The organism is Candidatus Goldiibacteriota bacterium HGW-Goldbacteria-1, from assembly GCA_002839855.1.
Lineage (GTDB): Bacteria > Oederibacteriota > PGYV01 > PGYV01 > PGYV01 > PGYV01.
This window is the reverse complement of record PGYV01000001.1, coordinates 333,894-349,091: the sequence shown is the minus strand read 5'-3', so window position 1 is coordinate 349,091 and position 15,198 is coordinate 333,894. Positions and strand designations below refer to the sequence as shown.

Here is a 15,198-nt window from a genome sequence, read left to right as displayed (position 1 = left end):
TTACCGCGGAATTAAACGGGATGGGCGGCGCGGTTATTGCATCCGTTCCGACAGGTTATTCTCAGGCAGTGCTTGTGCATACGTCAACTGTAACACAGACAGTTACACAAACAGCTACGCAGACCGCGACACAGACCGTAACAGAAACTGTTACAGAAACAGTAACGCAGACCATTACACAGACTGTTACGCAGACAATTACGCAAACCGCAACACAGACGGTAACTGAAACGGTAACGCAAACTGTAACACAGACAATTACGCAAACAGTTACACAGACAGTGACAGAGACTGCAACACAGACTGTAACGCAGACTGTTACACAAACCGCAACACAGACTGTTACAGAAACAGTTACACAGACAGTTACGCGGACAGCATCACAGACAATGACCCAAACCATTACGCAGACAATAACACAGACAACTACAGAAACAATAACACAGACTGTGACGCAGACAGCGACAGAAACAATGACACAGACGGCAACACAGACCGTTACAGAAACCACAACGCGGACTGTCACCCAAACAATTACAGAGACGGTGACAGAGACAATTACGCAGACAGTGACTGAAACTGCAACCCAAACTTCAACCAGTTCGATAACGCAGACAGTGACAGAAACTGTCACGCAGACTGTGACGCAGACAATAACGCAGACAGCCACGCCTTCTGCAACGCAGACCGCGACACAGACCGTTACAGAGACTGTGACAGTTACGGTTACACAGACAGCAACCCCTACGTCTACTCAAACTGCCACTTTAACAATCACATCAACTGTAACGCAGACAGCCACACAAACCGCGACGCAGACAATAACTTTAACAGTTACACAGACAACAACACCTTCTAATACACAGACAATAACGCAGACAATAACTCAGACTGTGACAGAAACTGTAACTCCCACAGTCACAATGTCAACAACTCCGACTGTTACGCCTACTAATACTGCAATAATAGGAATGGTAATTATAGCGCCGGGACAGTCATTCACGTCATCTGCTCCCGGTTATACGGGCGTTCCTGATGTGCAGGAAGCTGGAAGGCCGGTTACTATTACTGTAAGAATGGTTGAACAAAACAATTGGACAATGACATCCGGAATAGGTATTAACGCCGGTATAGAATCTTCCCAGCCGCTGTGGACGCTGTCTGACACGGATAAAAACATGTCTTCGGGAGAAGCACAGTTTGTAGTCAGGTTCTTAAAACCGGGATTATACTATTCCGTAACGGCAGTTGACAGAAGCTCTATTTATCCAAATGCGGTATCGGACGCCATTCCCGTGACTGTAAGCGCGTACGGTAACCTTGCGCTGTCGGACTTTACGCAGCTTGAAATTGCCACGGTAAGGGAAGGCGCATCCGGAATACCTCTGTTTGGGCTTACCGCAATTAATCCCAATTCGGGCGGCCCCGAATACAGGCTTACCGGGCTTACGCTGACAATAAGCACGCAGGATAATCAGACAATTAGAAACATAATAATAAATGATGCCGGCGGTTTTATAACTTCCACGGCTTGGGGTGTATCAAAAACACTTTACGTGCCGGTGGACAGAATGATATCCCCGGCCGGGTCAATAGATTTAAATTTCTTTATGGATATAAAAAGCGGGGCGCCGGCGGGTAAAATGAATGTCTCTATAGAAAATGCGGCTGCGCTGCTGTTTGAAAAACTTGATGACACCCGTCTTTACAGCGAAGCTGCGGGTGCGCCTTTCCCGTATATTTCAGATTCAATTAATATAATAGGTTCAGATATTAATACAAGTTTTTATAATTACCCAAATCCGTTTTCGCCTTTAAGGGGCAATGGAATAATTCAGTTCTTCCTGCCGGAAACTTCCGATGTAAAACTTGATATATTTGATATTACAGGCAGAAAAGTAAGGACACTTGCGGATACAAAAAACCTTGCGGGCGGGGTGCTTTATAAATATGAATGGGACGGAAAAAATAATTTTGGAACCATGGTGGTCAGCGGCGTATATTACGGAATACTTAAGATTAATAACAAGGATACCTATCGTACCAAGATAGCGGTGATAAAATGACGGAAAGTACGGCTTCTGCAAGAAACAGGAAAGCGTTTCATAATTATGAAATAATGGAAAAGTATGAAGCGGGGATTGCGTTAAAAGGCACGGAAGTAAAGTCTATCCGCGACGGCAGAATAAACCTGCAGGACGGGTTTGTGCGCCTGATAAAAGGCGAACTTATTATGATGAATGTGCACATAAGCCCGTATTCCCATGGGAATATTAATAACCATTCTGAAATCCGAGACAGAAAACTGCTGATGCACCGTCAGGAAATAGACAGGATAGCGGGCAAGTTAAGCAAGGCAGGGCTGACAATTGTGCCGCTTGCGGTTTATTTTAAAAAGGGCAAGGCAAAAGTGGAAATTGGAATCGCCAAAGGCAAACAGGCGTATGATAAACGTGAATCCATAAAGAAACGCGATATTCAAAGGGAAGAAGCAAGATATAAGATAAATTTATAATTATCCAATAAACGTTTATCCCATATCCCATAAATAATAATTAATCCATACCAAAGCCAATATAAATAAAAAAAGCCCTGAAAATTAACTCAGGGCTTTTTTATTTATGGTGGAGGCGGTGGGACTTGAACCCACGTCCAGACCTGCTTTAGCAAGGGCGCTACATGCTTGTTCCGGAATTTAGATTCGCTTTGCGGGCTTCTCCGGACAGAATACCGCAAAACTACCTTCCCTGAATCTTAGCTTTTGAACCGGGATTAGAGTTCAAAAGAGCAGCCTACTGTTGGTCCGCCACATCTTCCCGTAGGCGAAGAAGGTGAGACGGTGCTGCATTAAGCAGCTAAAGCGTAGTTATTGTCGTTTGTATTGGTCCACATTATTTACGAGGCTGTGGGACCTCGGCATGCTCCCTGTACCTACACGAGACCTGTCGAAACCGGTCGCCCCCTAAAAACCGCGGTTTATCTTTCAGCCGCGTCGTTTTAGAGACTGTGTGCTTACCTGATAAAGAACCTTAATGTAACAACGAAATTATAGCATAAAAACACACAGTTAATACAAATACTGTAAACGTTTTTATTAATCAAATAATTTTAAACACCTTGTTCTAAACGCCCTATCTGGGGTCTGGCCCCAGACAGGGCGTTTGTATTTCAGTAATTTCCACTTGCTGAATACCGTAGGAGGGTATAAAATAAAAAAGTGTTAAGCAATTGCCTGAATATGACCGGGAGGGAATCGGTGCAGGAAAAGGGTACGGGGAGAATAATACAAAATCCACGGAATAATAATATTTTTGTGAATGATAAATTTATGCTCCTGTACTTTCAACTCTCATGTATCAACTAAAATAATACGTTGGAGAAAAGTATCGGTTTCTTTTTGTTTATAATATAACAGCTATATGTAAGGTATTGCACAGGACCTGCCATATTTAAAGGTTGGTAGACATGCTTAAAAGGAGAAAAAATGAAAAAAAAGACTAAATATTTATTTTTGATTTGTTTTTTTGTATTAGCTCTGCCCCTGTTTCTTCTTGCCAACGGCGAAGCTGAGACATTTGAGGTTAAATCGAAGCATTTTGGATATTTAACATCTGTAGAATACAAGAAATTTAGTAAACAATTAATGGTATATTTTGAAGAGAAAGGTGATGCTTATAGGGTATCATTTAAAGAAGGGTGTGTTTATGGTCCTGGATCTATGGTTTATGGATTGGAAAATGTTGCACAAATATATCATCAGGCGGATGAAAATGAAAAGGACATTATAATTGCCGGACATTTTGATAAAATTTTTACTTCTGAAAAGGAAGAAAAAATAATTAAAAAAAATATAAGCGATTATGAAAAAATAAAGTCGTATTTGGCTGTCAGAATAGTTCCGAATGATTATTTAGAACGGATTGGAAAAGAGAACGCGATTTTCAGGGAAGATTTGACAGGTACGTATACGATGTTAGTTTTTGATTTACCGTCCAAATCAATGTCAATCAAACCTGAAAGTGCAAAAAAGTGGAAAAAGGATACTTCCGAATTGATAAAATCGGGAATAGAAAATACTATAATTAAATATCCGGCAGAAGTTTCAAAGCGGATAATATTAAATGATCTAGTGATGTGGTATTTACTTGGTGGTGAAATATTTACAACAACCAATATATTCAAATTAGACAGATACAAGGGTTGTGTAGGTAAGCATGGTGCGTTGGTTATTGTTCCGAACAGGCATGCAATAATCACATATCCTATTAATAATAAAGGTGTTTTAAAAGCGGTCAACGTATTAATTCCTATGGCTAAAAAAATGTATGATGAAGGTCCGGGTTCTATATCGTCTGAGTTGTATTGGTATTATAATAAGAAATTTGTAAGTCTGCCATTTGACACAGAAAAATCTGCATTTTATCCGCCGGCAGAATTTACAGCAATGCTGAATAAAATAACAGAAAATAAATAGTAGAAATTTGAAGAGAGATTAAAAAAACTCACATTGGGTCTAGACATAAGCAGGGTTTTTATATGTGAGGTATTGAACAAGACCTGTAATTAGACTGTTAAAAAACATGTTGACCAGAATATACAAAATGCATATAATTGTATGCAATAAGCATACAAAGGGGCGTTTTATGATAAAAGGAACGAAAGCTGAAATTTTAGGGTTGTTTTTTACCAATGAACAGCGGGAATTTTATATGGGCGAAATAGCACTGGCAGTTGGGAAAAAACCCGGCATGATTCGGCGTGACCTTGAAAATATGGTTAAAGAAGGCGTGCTGACAAGCGAATACAGGGCTAACGCAAGATATTTCAGACTGGACGCGGGTTACCCTTTTTATGCAGAAATGAAAAGTATAATATTAAAAACAACAGCCGCGCCGGGGGCTATAAAGCGGGTTATAAAAGGTATTAAAGGAATACGGTTTGCTTTTATATATGGCTCTTTTGCTTCGGGAAAAGAAAATATTATGTCTGATGTAGATCTTTTTATAATAGGGGATCCGGATGAGGATGAATTATTAAGGTCCATTGACGGGCTTGAAAAGAGGCTTAAAAGGGAGGTAAATTATAAATTAATGACTTATGATGCATTTATAAAAGATATCCGAAAAAAAGACGCTTTTTTGATGAATGTATACGAAGGGAAAAAGATAATCATAGAGGGGGATGAACATGAATTTAGAGAGGCTGTTGAAGGAAAACCTGGTAAAAAAGCAAAAACCTGATTTTAAGCAGATAACACAGCAGGTATTACGGGCGGAAAAAGATGTACAGACAGCGCAGGCAACAATAAAAACGGACAAAACATGGGCAATTACAATTGCTTATCACTCCATGATTCGCGCGGGAAGGGCGCTTATGTATTCCAAAGGGTATCTTCCCACTGCAAAATTTACGCATAAAACCATAGTGGAGTTTACAAAAGACGCTTTGGGGCAGGAACTTGATACTCTTGTGATTCGTTTTGAAAGGCTTAGAAAACGCAGGCATGAATTTATTTATGAATCAAAGAATCACGTAACTGATGAAGAGGCAAATGCGGCTATAGACACCGCCAATAAGATAACGGCAGAAGTAAAACGCCTGATAAGGGCGGCAAATCCACAGGCGGAGTTGTTTTAAAAAATATTAAGCCGGGAAGTGAAGTATTGTTTTATTTAAATTTTAAAAGGACCAAACATGAAACTTATAAAAGAATATTCTTACGGACAGAATGCGGGGACGATGATAATGATAGCTGTATTATTATTCGGGTTTGCGGCCGGCGCGGCGTGGCTGGGGTACACCGTTAAATCGGAGCTTGTTATACGCGTTGTAATTAAACTTAGCCCTTCCCAGGCAAGGGTGTTATATTACACCGCGGCGTCTGTCTGCGGACTTTTCGCGCTGCTTTCTTTAATCTCCGCGAAAGCGGGAATGGATGAAAAGAAAAAACTGATAGTATATGATGACAGGATTATTATAAGCGGAATTACTAAACCTGTTTCAATGTTTTTCAGGGAAATGGTGTCGGTGAATGAACGCAAAGTATCATCTACAAGGTTTATTGACATTGATATGGAAGACGGATATAAGGCCCTGATTTCAAATGTGAACTTTAAAAACACAGCTGAATTTGAAGATGCCATTGAATTAATTAAGACAACTTACAGAAATACCGTGAAAAAATCACTTCCTCCGACGTTTTAAAAATGAAAAAATCGGTTATGGTGAAAATACAGTTATATAAAGACATATTAAAACTTATAAATAAAACAGATAAGAAAATTGTAGTTGCCTGGGGATGTGATTGTGCTGCCAGGGTGCTCCCGTATTTTGAAAAACAATACCCAAATGACAGCCGCCCGCGGCTTGCAATTAAAGCCGGGCGCAGATGGGTGAAAACCGGTGTATTTAAAATGGCGGACATTCGCGGGGCATCGCTTGCATCACACGCGGCGGCACGTGAAGTAAAAGATAATGACCCTGCTCGCTGTGCTGCGCGCGCGGCAGGGCAGGCGGCAGCTGCCGCCCATGTTAAAACCCACGCAGTTGCCGCTGCAATGTATGCCGCTACTGCTAAAAGGGACGCGGCAAAACCGGATAATGGCGACAAAGCCGCCATAAAAGAACGTGACAGGCAGTATAAACATCTGCTGGATTTAAAAAAACATAAATAATATGAACCATTTTACCAAACAGAATAAATCTAATATTTAAAACCTCAACTGCGGTTTACAGCCCCTTCCACTGGCGGTACCACGCGTTAAGCAGCGGAACGAACTCGGACGTGGCTTTTTGCTGGCCCTCAACTGACGGATGGTCATCACCGGAATTTGTAGGGTAATAAAGGGTGTTCTGCGCGTTGTTAACTTCATGGGTTTCAACGCCGTTTACCAGCCTGTGGTGATTATCCGGATGTGTCAGCACATTATAATAATCGTAAACATAAACATTTCCGGCGGTATAATTTTTAAGCCATCCGTATTGTTTGTCAAAGAGCCAGCTTGAAAGCTGCCTTGTTGCGGCAGGGTCTGAAATAATCTGCATAGGCGGCGGCACTATCAGAATAAATAGTTTATCGGTATGCGCGGCCATGTAAGCAAGCAGCCCGTTATAAATTGCCTGTTCATCTGTTATATCGCTGCCAACTTCGCTGTTTGGATAGCATGATTTAAACATTATCACTTCATTTTCCCCTGCCGGTTCGGATATCGTGTTTGTATAGCAGGAATTCGTGTTCTCGGCAAATACAAAAGGCATAACTTCATTTCTGAACCAATCCGGCCAGTTAACTGTATCGGTTGAACTTCCCTGGTCATAGCCCGGGTCTGACCATCCGTAATTTGTATCGCTTACAAAATAATTATTCGCGTTTAGGGCTGTGCCAAGATCCCCGTATCCTGTCTCCAGCCAGTACTCTCCGGTACTGTGATGGATGAAAATCAGCTTAACCGTAGATGCGGGCGGGGTTGCATTCATTGTGGGTGAAACCGATATGCTGATTGTAGCGGTTGCAGTCTGTGTTACTGTGGCGGTTGATGTAATGGTTACGGTATTAGTGGCGGTAATAATTTTTGTTGTAGTAGCAGTAGCTGTAACAGTAAAAGTAACTGTAACAGTTGGTGATGGGGTATTAGTTACAGTAATAATTTTTGTCGTGGTAGCGGTAGAGGTAATGAAATTTGTTGCAGTGATAGTGGCGGTAATAATCTTTGTCGTAGTAGCAGTAGAGGTAATGATCTTTGTTGAGGTAACAGTTGGTGTTGAGGTGATAGTGGCAGTAACAACAGGTGATGAAGTGTTAGTAGAAGTAACGATTGGTGATGATGTATTTGTTGCAGTAACGACAGGTGACGAAGTATTAGTGGCAGTAATAATTGGTGTTGCAGTATATGTGCCGGCCGCAATTGTAGGTTGTTCAATTGAAGGTGCTGATGGATTTCTTTTTCCGGTACACGAAAAAACAAATACTGAAATTACAATAGCTAAAATAACAAATCTTATATGGTTCATAAATCCCCCTATATTTTTTTATCAATTTTAACTGCATCGGTTAAATTAATATGTGATTTACATCACCTGTATTTTATACCGTAATATATAGACTTAAATGAAACAATAAGTATTTTGTTTTTACGCGGTATGCGCGGTATCACATCCCTGCAAAAATAAAGAGATTAACCGGTTAAAGTATAAAATAACATAAAGAAAAATGTTAATACTGACAAACTACTTTCAAAACCAATAAAACCCTTTAAAATAAAGGGATAATTTTTGTAATTAATACAAAATAATTGATAAAAAATAAAAACCTAACAAAAAAACTTGATTTTTATTGCCAAATAAGTATAATTATTATAATCACTTTCAAATTTTCAAAAGTTCTTTAAAAGCAGAGCATTATATTCACAGGAACAATAAGTGTCGTCGCCTCACTCCTCTAAGATATACCCCCTTATATCAATGCCGCGAAAGCGGCACACGCCTTAGAATTGGGCGGCGACACTTATTGTTTCTTGATTAAACAAACTGAACACAGGGCTATATAATAGAATAGCGGCTTTTGAATTTTCCTGCAGCATATAGTGTCGCCGTCTCTTTCTAACTATAACCCCCTTATATCAATGTTGCCCGCGCAAGCGGGTACACGCCAAAAAAGAACGGCGACACCTAAAAAACCCGTTAATACATAACTGTATTAACGGGTTTTTTATTTCTTGACGCTTATCCCTGCCTGTTATAAAATAGCGTATCTTAATTTTAAAGGCGGACAATGTCACATGGCTAACGATAAAAAAACACCATTATTTGATGAACACGTACGTTTAAACGCGCTTATGGCGCCTTTTGCCGGGTACAGTATGCCCATTCATTACGGCTCCATTATCGAAGAAACAAAAATTACGCGCTCCGGCTGTGCCATATTTGACATAAGCCACATGGGCGAGATTATGGTACAGGAAGACCCTTCAAACTGCTCGCTTGACAGGGCAATTACAGTGCCTGTCACAAAGATGAAAGAGGGCGGCTGCAAGTACGGTTTTCTTTTAAATGAAAACGGAACCGCCATAGATGACCTGATAGTCTATAGGATAAAAAATGATGAATGGATGATAGTTGTAAACGCTTCCAATGAAGTCCGCGATTATGAAACCATAAAGTCAAGGCTTGCGCCATCCGCCAAAATACAGAATATCTCTGATGATTCGGCAAAGTTTGACGTGCAGGGCCCTGCGGCATATGACGTCATGAAAAAAATTGCAGGCACCGGCCTTGCGGAGCTTAAATATTTTACGTTTAAAAAATTCCCGTTATTGGGAGAAGACAGAATAATAAGCAGGACTGGGTATACCGGGGAACTGGGTTTTGAAGTTTACCTGAACAATAAAAACGCGGCAGCTTTCTGGAACGAAGCCGTAAAAAACGGCGCGGTGCCGGCAGGACTTGGAAGCCGCGACATATTAAGGTCTGAAGCCGGGCTTCCGTTGTACGGCGACGAACTGACCGAAGATATAACCCCTGTTGAAGCGGGGATGGAAAAATTTATTGATTTTGAAAAAAAGTTCATTGGTAAAGCGGCGCTTTTAAAGCAGATTGAAACCGGCGTTGAAAAAAAGCTGTGCGGTTTTAAAATAGACGGAAGGCGGACGCCAAGGCACAGTTCCCCAATATTAAAAGACGGCGCGGCAATCGGCACAGTATCAAGCGGTGTATTTTCGCCGCATTTAAACTGCGGCATAGGCATGGGATATGTTAAACCGCAGTACGCGGAAATCGGGACCACTTTTGAAATAGACCTTGGCAGGGGCACGGCAGCGGCAACAGTTGCACAAATGCCTTTTCTTAAAAGCGCTTCAATAAGGATGACACTTAAATAATTTATTAATTATCAGGAGGGTAAGATGAACGTAGCTGAAGGGTATTTTTACACAAAAGAACACGAGTGGGTAAAAATTGACGGAAAGAAAGCAAAAATAGGAATCACGGATTACGCGCAGCACAAACTTGGGGATATTACTTTCTGCGAACCCCCTGAAAACGGTTTTAATGTAAAACAGTTTGGCGTTATAACGGGAATTGAATCCGTAAAAGCCGCGTCTGATATTTATTCGCCAATATCCGGAAAAGTTGTAAGTTTTAATTCCGAACTGGAAGACAACCCCGGGCTTATTAATTCTTCACCGTTTGAAAAAGGGTGGATAGCAGAGCTGGAAATTTTAGACGCGTCAGAAACAAAAAATCTTTTAGACGCCGCGGCATACAGGCAGTATCTGTCAGGTCTTGAATAATGGCAGGTTTTACCCCGCATACAGAATCTGAAATAAAAGAAATGCTGCAGGCGGCGGGAGCCCCTTCAATAGAATCGCTTTTTTTCGACATCACTCCGGAACTTCGCGCCAAATCTTTTAACCTTCCAAAAGGTATAACCGAATATGAAGCTTTAAATGAAATGCAGGAACTTGCCTCAAAGAACACAACATTTACTGCGTCTTTTCTTGGCGGCGGATACTACGACCACTTTATCCCGGCGGCTGTGGATACCATAAGTTCGCGCGCGGAATTTTACACCGCTTATACGCCTTACCAGCCGGAAGCGTCGCAGGGCACTTTAAGGGCGGTTTTTGAATATCAGTCAATGATATCCGGCATTACGGGAATGGAACTTTCAAATGCATCATTATATGACGGCGGCACAGCAATTTACGAAGCTGTTAACATGGCGTTTCGCGGAAGCAGAAAAAAGAAGGTTATAATAGACGGCGGCGTTAACCCGCTGCACGTTAAAATGTTAAAAACCCACGCAAAAAATATCGGCGTGGAATTTATTGAAGCTCCGGCAGAAAACGGACGCACTGATTTAAAGGCGCTTGCTGCTATGATAGATAGTGACACGGCCGCGGTTGTCGCGCAGAACCCCAACTTTTACGGTTTTGTAAATGATTATTCGCCTGTCTTCGCGCAGGCCGCAAAACAGGGGGCGGCATCCATATTATCTTTTTATCCGGTATCGCTTGGAATTTTAAAGACGCCCGCGGAAATGGGCGCGGATATTGCTGTGGCAGAAGGGCAGTCTTTGGGGCAGCCGCTTTCATTCGGCGGGCCTTACCTTGGCATAATGGCGGTTAACAAAAAATTCATGAGAAAAATACCCGGCAGAATAGTCGGCGAAACCACAGATAAAGAAGGGCGCACGGTTTACGTGCTTACGCTTCAGGCAAGGGAACAGCATATAAAAAGGGAAAAGGCCACTTCCAATATCTGCAGTAATCAGGCGCTGTGCGCGCTGCGGGCTGTTGTGTTTATGTCGCTTATGGGAAAAGAGGGTTTTAAGAAACTGGCCCTTATAAACCTTGAAAGGGCGGAATACTTAAAGTCAAAACTGTCCGAAATATCGGGAATTGAAATAATAAGCGGAGCCACGTTTAACGAATTTTCAGTAAAATTAAAAAAAGACGCGCAGGTATTTTTCAGGGAAATGTCCGCAAAAGGTTTTATTGCCGGGCTGCCCGCTTCTGTATTTTTTCCGCATGATAAAAATACCATAATAATAAATGCCACGGAAAAAAAGACGCAAAACCAGATGGACATGTTTATTACGGCTGTTAAGGAATGCGTTTAGTTTAAGGTCAAACCCAAAAAGAGGATAAAAAATGAAAAACATATTTGAAAAAAGCGTTAAAGGAAGAATTGGTATTGACCCGGGAACCCCGGATATTAATATGGCCGGCCGGCTTGACCCTTCTTTATTAAGGCAGACAGATAATATGCTTCCGGAAGTGTCTGAACTTGAAGTGGTCAGGCATTACACAAACCTGTCGCGCCTTAATTATTCCGTTGACACCCATTTTTATCCGCTTGGGTCGTGTACCATGAAATACAACCCCAAAATAAATGAAGTGACATCCGTTCTGCCCGGCTTTATAAACGCCCACCCGATGCTGGCATATGTAAAAGAAGACGCGGTTCAGGGAGCGCTTGAAGTGATATATAAAACCGCGGAAATGATGTGCGAAATAACCGGAATGAAAAAAATGACCACCCAGCCGTACGCGGGCGCGCACGGTGAAATGACAGGTATTCTTTTAATGGCGCAGTATCACAGGGTGCACGGTAATAATAAGACGCACATAATAGTCCCCGAATCCGCGCACGGCACAAACCCGGCATCCGCGGCCGCGGCAGGTTATGAAGTGGTAACTGTACCGGTAAATGGCGCCGGCGGAATTGATTTAAACGCCCTTAAAGAAAAAATAAACGCGCATACTGCGGGAATAATGATGACGGTCCCAAGCACGCTTGGGGTATTTGAAAAAGAAGTGCTGGAAGTGTCCGCGCTTGCAAGAAAATTTGACGCGCTTATGTATTATGACGGCGCCAACTTAAACGCAATTATGGGAAAGGCAAGGCCGGGGGACATGGGCTTTGACATTGTCCACCTGAACCTGCATAAGACCTTTTCCACCCCGCACGGCGGAGGCGGACCCGGCGCGGGAATGGTGGGCGTGTCTGAAAGGCTTGCTGATTATGTGCCTGTGCCTGCCGTGGTAAAAACAAAAGATAATAAATATACCCTTGATTTTAACGTGCCGCAGACTATAGGTAACATCGCTTCTTTCTTTGGCAACTTTGGGGTGATGCTTAAGGCATATACATACATCACAATGCTTGGCAAAGAAGGGCTTATTGAAGTTTCTGAAAAGGCGGTATTAAACGCAAATTACATAATGGCAAAATTAAAGCCGTATTATTATCTTCCGTATGACCGCACCTGCATGCATGAAGCGGTTTTCAGCGCAAAAAAGCAGGTAATAAAAGGGGTTCACGCCCTTGATATTGCAAAGTCCCTTATAGACAGGGGTTTCCACCCGCCCACAATTTATTTCCCGCTTGTAGTGGAAGAGGCAATAATGATAGAGCCCACAGAGACAGAATCCAAACAGGATATAGACCTTTTCATAGAAGCCATGATAGAAATTGCAAAACTTGCGGAAACTGACCCTGATAAAATAAAAAACACGCCGGTAACCACGCCTGTGTCCAGGCCGGATGAAACAAAGGCCGCGAGGGAACCAAAACTTAGATGTTTTTAAAGGGTGATTTTTTTCCGTTTAAAGCCAATTCTCCATACGAGAATATGGCCATTGATGAATTCCTGATCTCCCGCTGTTTACAGTCAGGCGTGCCGCAGTTAAGGCTGTATTCGTGGAACCCTGCCGGCATTTCCCTTGGAAAATACCAGGACGCGGAAAAAGACATAAATATAGACAATTGCCTTGAAGATAAAATACCCATTGTCCGCCGGCTTACCGGCGGCGGCGCTATATATCACAGCAGTGAACTTACATACAGCCTTGTGTGTCGTGAAGAGGACATTGACTGCAAAGGGGAGCCTGTTAAAAAAACTTTTGAAAAATTAAATTCTTTTATTATGCTTATGTACAAAAAGTTTGGCCTTAATCCTGCTTACGGTGTTTACGCGCGGCCGGAAGAAAAGCAGGGCGAAAGGGCGGGGTTTTGTTTTTCGGGAACGGAAGAATACGATATAATAATTGACGGAAAAAAAATCGGCGGCAACGCACAGGCAAGGGTTAAAGGGGTTATTTTTCAGCATGGGTCTCTGCCGCTTGCCGGCAATGAAGAACACGAAAAATATTTTAAATGTCCGGTTGATGGCGGTAAATATACTTGTTTAAACGCGCTCTTAAAAAGGCAGGTTGCGCCGTTAGAAGCCGCGGCAAATATGGCGGCCGCTTTTATGGAATCTTTTAACTGCGCGCTGGAACCAGCGGACTTTACCCTAGAAGAAAAAAAAGAGATAATAAAACTGCTAACCGGAAAATACGCGTCATTTAAATGGAATATGGAAGGGAAACTTTAAAGTGGCTGAAATAATAAAACGCCCTGAATGGGCAAAGAAAAAAATAGATTTTAAAAACATGCACAGTACAGAAGCCGTGTTAAGCGGCATGAACCTTCACACCGTGTGCCACAGCGCGCGCTGCCCTAATTTATCCGAATGTTACGGCCGCGGCACCGCGACATTTTTAATACTTGGCAGCGCCTGTACAAGGCAGTGCTTATTCTGTAATGTAACAAAGGCAAATCCGCAGGAGTTGATTCCACAGGAGGCGGATAATGTAATAGAGGCCGCGAAAAAACTTGGTGTTAAATACCTTGTGGTGACATCGGTTACAAGGGATGATTTAAAAGACGGCGGCGCGGCAGTTTTTGCCGATATAATTAAAAAAGCACGTGCTGAGGGTATAAAAATAGAAGTGCTTGTCCCGGATTTTCAGGGCAATGTTGATGACATAAAAACCGTGGTAAATGCCGCGCCGGATGTTTTTGCGCATAATATAGAAGTGGTGCCGTCGCTGTATCACATAAGAAAAGCCGCTTCATACGAAAGAAGCCTTGAAGTTTTAAAAAAAGCAAAAGAATTTGGCGTAAAGAAAACAAAATCCGGAATAATGCTTGGGCTTGGCGAAACAGAGGCGGAAGTTTTAAAGACGCTTGATGATATCCGCGGGGCGGATGTGGATTATATTTCAATAGGGCAGTATATGCAGCCGGCAAAAGAAAATATACCGGTGGTGGAATATTTAAAACCGGAGAGGTATGAGTTTTTTGAAAAGGCGGCGATGGGAATGGGATTTGAACACGCCAAATCCGGAGTGTTTGTAAGAAGTTCTTATATGGCGGATACTTACGGCAAGAAGTAGGGTAAAAGAAGCGGCTCGGTATTTTGGTTTGGCATTGGTAGGCGCACCTTTTAAGGTGCGGCAGTTGTAGTTGGTTTATATTTGTATTTGCCGTGGTAGACGCGGGTCTTCAGCCCGCGGCAGTTGATTGTGATTTTTCCAACCCTCCAACCATCAAAGCATCCAAGCATCTGTTTTGCCTGACTTCCGTACCTCTGTCCCTCCGTGCATCCGTCCCTCGGCTCTTCCGTCCTTCCGTCCCTCTGCTTTACAGGGATTGGGTATATTTTTTCAGTGCGCGCCGCAAATTGGTAATCTTGCAGGCAAACAAGCCTGAAATCATTGGAGTGTTAACATCATTGGCAACCGGTAGCCCGCGGCACATCCGGATATGCCGGCGCACCATTACATCCGTCCTGCTGCATATACACTATACTTACGCGGTACGCACTGAAAAAACACCCCCAACCCCTGTAGGTGTTAATCTAATCTTCCAATT

At 42.4% G+C, this 15,198-nt stretch carries 15 protein-coding genes and 1 other RNA gene; 14 read left to right on the top strand and 2 right to left on the bottom strand.

Annotation, left to right across the window (positions count from 1 at the left end; genetic code table 11):
• Positions 1–20: 20 nt before the first annotated feature.
• Together CVV21_01505 and CVV21_01500 are read left to right on the top strand one after the other, a co-directional pair.
• On the top strand, positions 21–2,066 hold the full coding sequence (locus tag CVV21_01505) for a hypothetical protein (protein ID PKL93048.1): 2,046 nt from the start codon (positions 21–23) through the stop codon (positions 2,064–2,066).
• Positions 2,063–2,515, top strand: coding sequence for an SsrA-binding protein (locus CVV21_01500; GenBank protein ID PKL93047.1), 453 nt, complete (start codon positions 2,063–2,065; stop codon positions 2,513–2,515). Before CVV21_01505 ends, CVV21_01500 begins: the two co-directional genes overlap by 4 nt.
• A 107-nt stretch (positions 2,516–2,622) precedes the next feature.
• Here the strand turns inward: CVV21_01500 and ssrA are convergent.
• Positions 2,623–2,963: a transfer-messenger RNA gene (gene ssrA, locus CVV21_01495) on the bottom strand.
• A gap of 521 nt (positions 2,964–3,484) precedes the next feature.
• Here ssrA and CVV21_01490 point away from each other — a divergent pair.
• The 5 genes from CVV21_01490 (at position 3,485) to CVV21_01470 (ending at position 6,674) form a co-directional block, all read left to right on the top strand.
• Positions 3,485–4,474, top strand: coding sequence for a hypothetical protein (locus tag CVV21_01490; GenBank protein ID PKL93046.1), 990 nt, complete (start codon positions 3,485–3,487; stop codon positions 4,472–4,474).
• Between the two features lie 106 nt (positions 4,475–4,580).
• A complete protein-coding gene (locus CVV21_01485) occupies positions 4,581–5,240 on the top strand; it encodes a hypothetical protein (protein ID PKL93045.1) in 660 nt (219 codons plus the stop codon).
• Complete coding sequence (locus CVV21_01480; GenBank protein ID PKL93044.1) at positions 5,182–5,637, top strand: hypothetical protein; 456 nt, start codon at positions 5,182–5,184, stop codon at positions 5,635–5,637. Before CVV21_01485 ends, CVV21_01480 begins: the two co-directional genes overlap by 59 nt.
• Positions 5,638–5,694: 57 nt before the next feature.
• Complete coding sequence (locus tag CVV21_01475) at positions 5,695–6,204, top strand: hypothetical protein (GenBank protein PKL93043.1); 510 nt, start codon at positions 5,695–5,697, stop codon at positions 6,202–6,204.
• A 2-nt stretch (positions 6,205–6,206) separates the two neighbouring features.
• Positions 6,207–6,674 carry a hypothetical protein gene (locus tag CVV21_01470; protein PKL93042.1) on the top strand — a complete coding sequence of 156 codons (468 nt, stop codon included), beginning with the start codon at positions 6,207–6,209 and terminating at the stop codon, positions 6,672–6,674.
• A gap of 55 nt (positions 6,675–6,729) precedes the next feature.
• On the opposite strand, the gene CVV21_01465 is transcribed toward CVV21_01470, so the two are convergent.
• Positions 6,730–7,476 (bottom strand): hypothetical protein, encoded by a 747-nt coding sequence (locus CVV21_01465; GenBank protein ID PKL93041.1) that lies wholly within the window; start codon positions 7,474–7,476, stop codon positions 6,730–6,732.
• Position 7,477: 1 nt separating this feature from the next.
• Here CVV21_01465 and CVV21_01460 point away from each other — a divergent pair, with 1 nt between their 5' ends.
• The 7 genes from CVV21_01460 (at position 7,478) to lipA (ending at position 14,720) form a co-directional block, all read left to right on the top strand.
• Entirely contained in the window at positions 7,478–8,041 is a 564-nt protein-coding gene (locus CVV21_01460) for a hypothetical protein (GenBank protein ID PKL93040.1), read from the top strand.
• A 736-nt stretch (positions 8,042–8,777) separates the two neighbouring features.
• Positions 8,778–9,875: a glycine cleavage system protein T gene (gene gcvT, locus CVV21_01455; GenBank protein ID PKL93039.1), complete on the top strand. Its 1,098-nt coding sequence runs from the start codon at positions 8,778–8,780 to the stop codon at positions 9,873–9,875.
• A 24-nt stretch (positions 9,876–9,899) separates the two neighbouring features.
• On the top strand, positions 9,900–10,286 hold the full coding sequence (gene gcvH / locus CVV21_01450) for a glycine cleavage system protein H (GenBank protein ID PKL93038.1): 387 nt from the start codon (positions 9,900–9,902) through the stop codon (positions 10,284–10,286).
• Complete coding sequence (locus tag CVV21_01445; protein PKL93037.1) at positions 10,286–11,617, top strand: aminomethyl-transferring glycine dehydrogenase; 1,332 nt, start codon at positions 10,286–10,288, stop codon at positions 11,615–11,617. Before gcvH ends, CVV21_01445 begins: the two co-directional genes overlap by 1 nt.
• A 31-nt stretch (positions 11,618–11,648) precedes the next feature.
• Positions 11,649–13,088, top strand: a complete 1,440-nt coding sequence (locus tag CVV21_01440) for a glycine dehydrogenase (aminomethyl-transferring) (protein ID PKL93036.1) — start codon at positions 11,649–11,651, stop codon at positions 13,086–13,088.
• Positions 13,079–13,876, top strand: a complete 798-nt coding sequence (locus CVV21_01435) for a lipoate--protein ligase family protein (GenBank protein ID PKL93035.1) — start codon at positions 13,079–13,081, stop codon at positions 13,874–13,876. The genes CVV21_01440 and CVV21_01435 overlap by 10 nt, the downstream gene beginning before the upstream one ends.
• Before the next feature lie 13 nt (positions 13,877–13,889).
• A complete protein-coding gene (lipA, locus tag CVV21_01430) occupies positions 13,890–14,720 on the top strand; it encodes a lipoyl synthase (GenBank protein PKL93057.1) in 831 nt (276 codons plus the stop codon).
• Positions 14,721–15,198: the final 478 nt, after the last annotated feature.

Bases quoted from the DNA above. Each gene is read 5' to 3' on its own strand.
- CVV21_01470 (PKL93042.1), top strand. From the start codon at position 6,207: ATGAAAAAATCGGTTATGGTGAAAATACAGTTATATAAAGACATATTA.
- CVV21_01490 (PKL93046.1), top strand. From the start codon at position 3,485: ATGAAAAAAAAGACTAAATATTTATTTTTGATTTGTTTTTTTGTATTA.
- CVV21_01505 (PKL93048.1), top strand. From the start codon at position 21: ATGGGCGGCGCGGTTATTGCATCCGTTCCGACAGGTTATTCTCAGGCA.
- gcvT (PKL93039.1), top strand. From the start codon at position 8,778: ATGGCTAACGATAAAAAAACACCATTATTTGATGAACACGTACGTTTA.
- CVV21_01465 (PKL93041.1), bottom strand. From the start codon at position 7,476: ATGAATGCAACCCCGCCCGCATCTACGGTTAAGCTGATTTTCATCCAT.
- CVV21_01500 (PKL93047.1), top strand. From the start codon at position 2,063: ATGACGGAAAGTACGGCTTCTGCAAGAAACAGGAAAGCGTTTCATAAT.
- CVV21_01445 (PKL93037.1), top strand. From the start codon at position 10,286: ATGGCAGGTTTTACCCCGCATACAGAATCTGAAATAAAAGAAATGCTG.
- gcvH (PKL93038.1), top strand. From the start codon at position 9,900: ATGAACGTAGCTGAAGGGTATTTTTACACAAAAGAACACGAGTGGGTA.
- CVV21_01480 (PKL93044.1), top strand. From the start codon at position 5,182: ATGAACATGAATTTAGAGAGGCTGTTGAAGGAAAACCTGGTAAAAAAG.
- CVV21_01475 (PKL93043.1), top strand. From the start codon at position 5,695: ATGAAACTTATAAAAGAATATTCTTACGGACAGAATGCGGGGACGATG.
- CVV21_01435 (PKL93035.1), top strand. From the start codon at position 13,079: ATGTTTTTAAAGGGTGATTTTTTTCCGTTTAAAGCCAATTCTCCATAC.
- CVV21_01485 (PKL93045.1), top strand. From the start codon at position 4,581: ATGTTGACCAGAATATACAAAATGCATATAATTGTATGCAATAAGCAT.
- CVV21_01440 (PKL93036.1), top strand. From the start codon at position 11,649: ATGAAAAACATATTTGAAAAAAGCGTTAAAGGAAGAATTGGTATTGAC.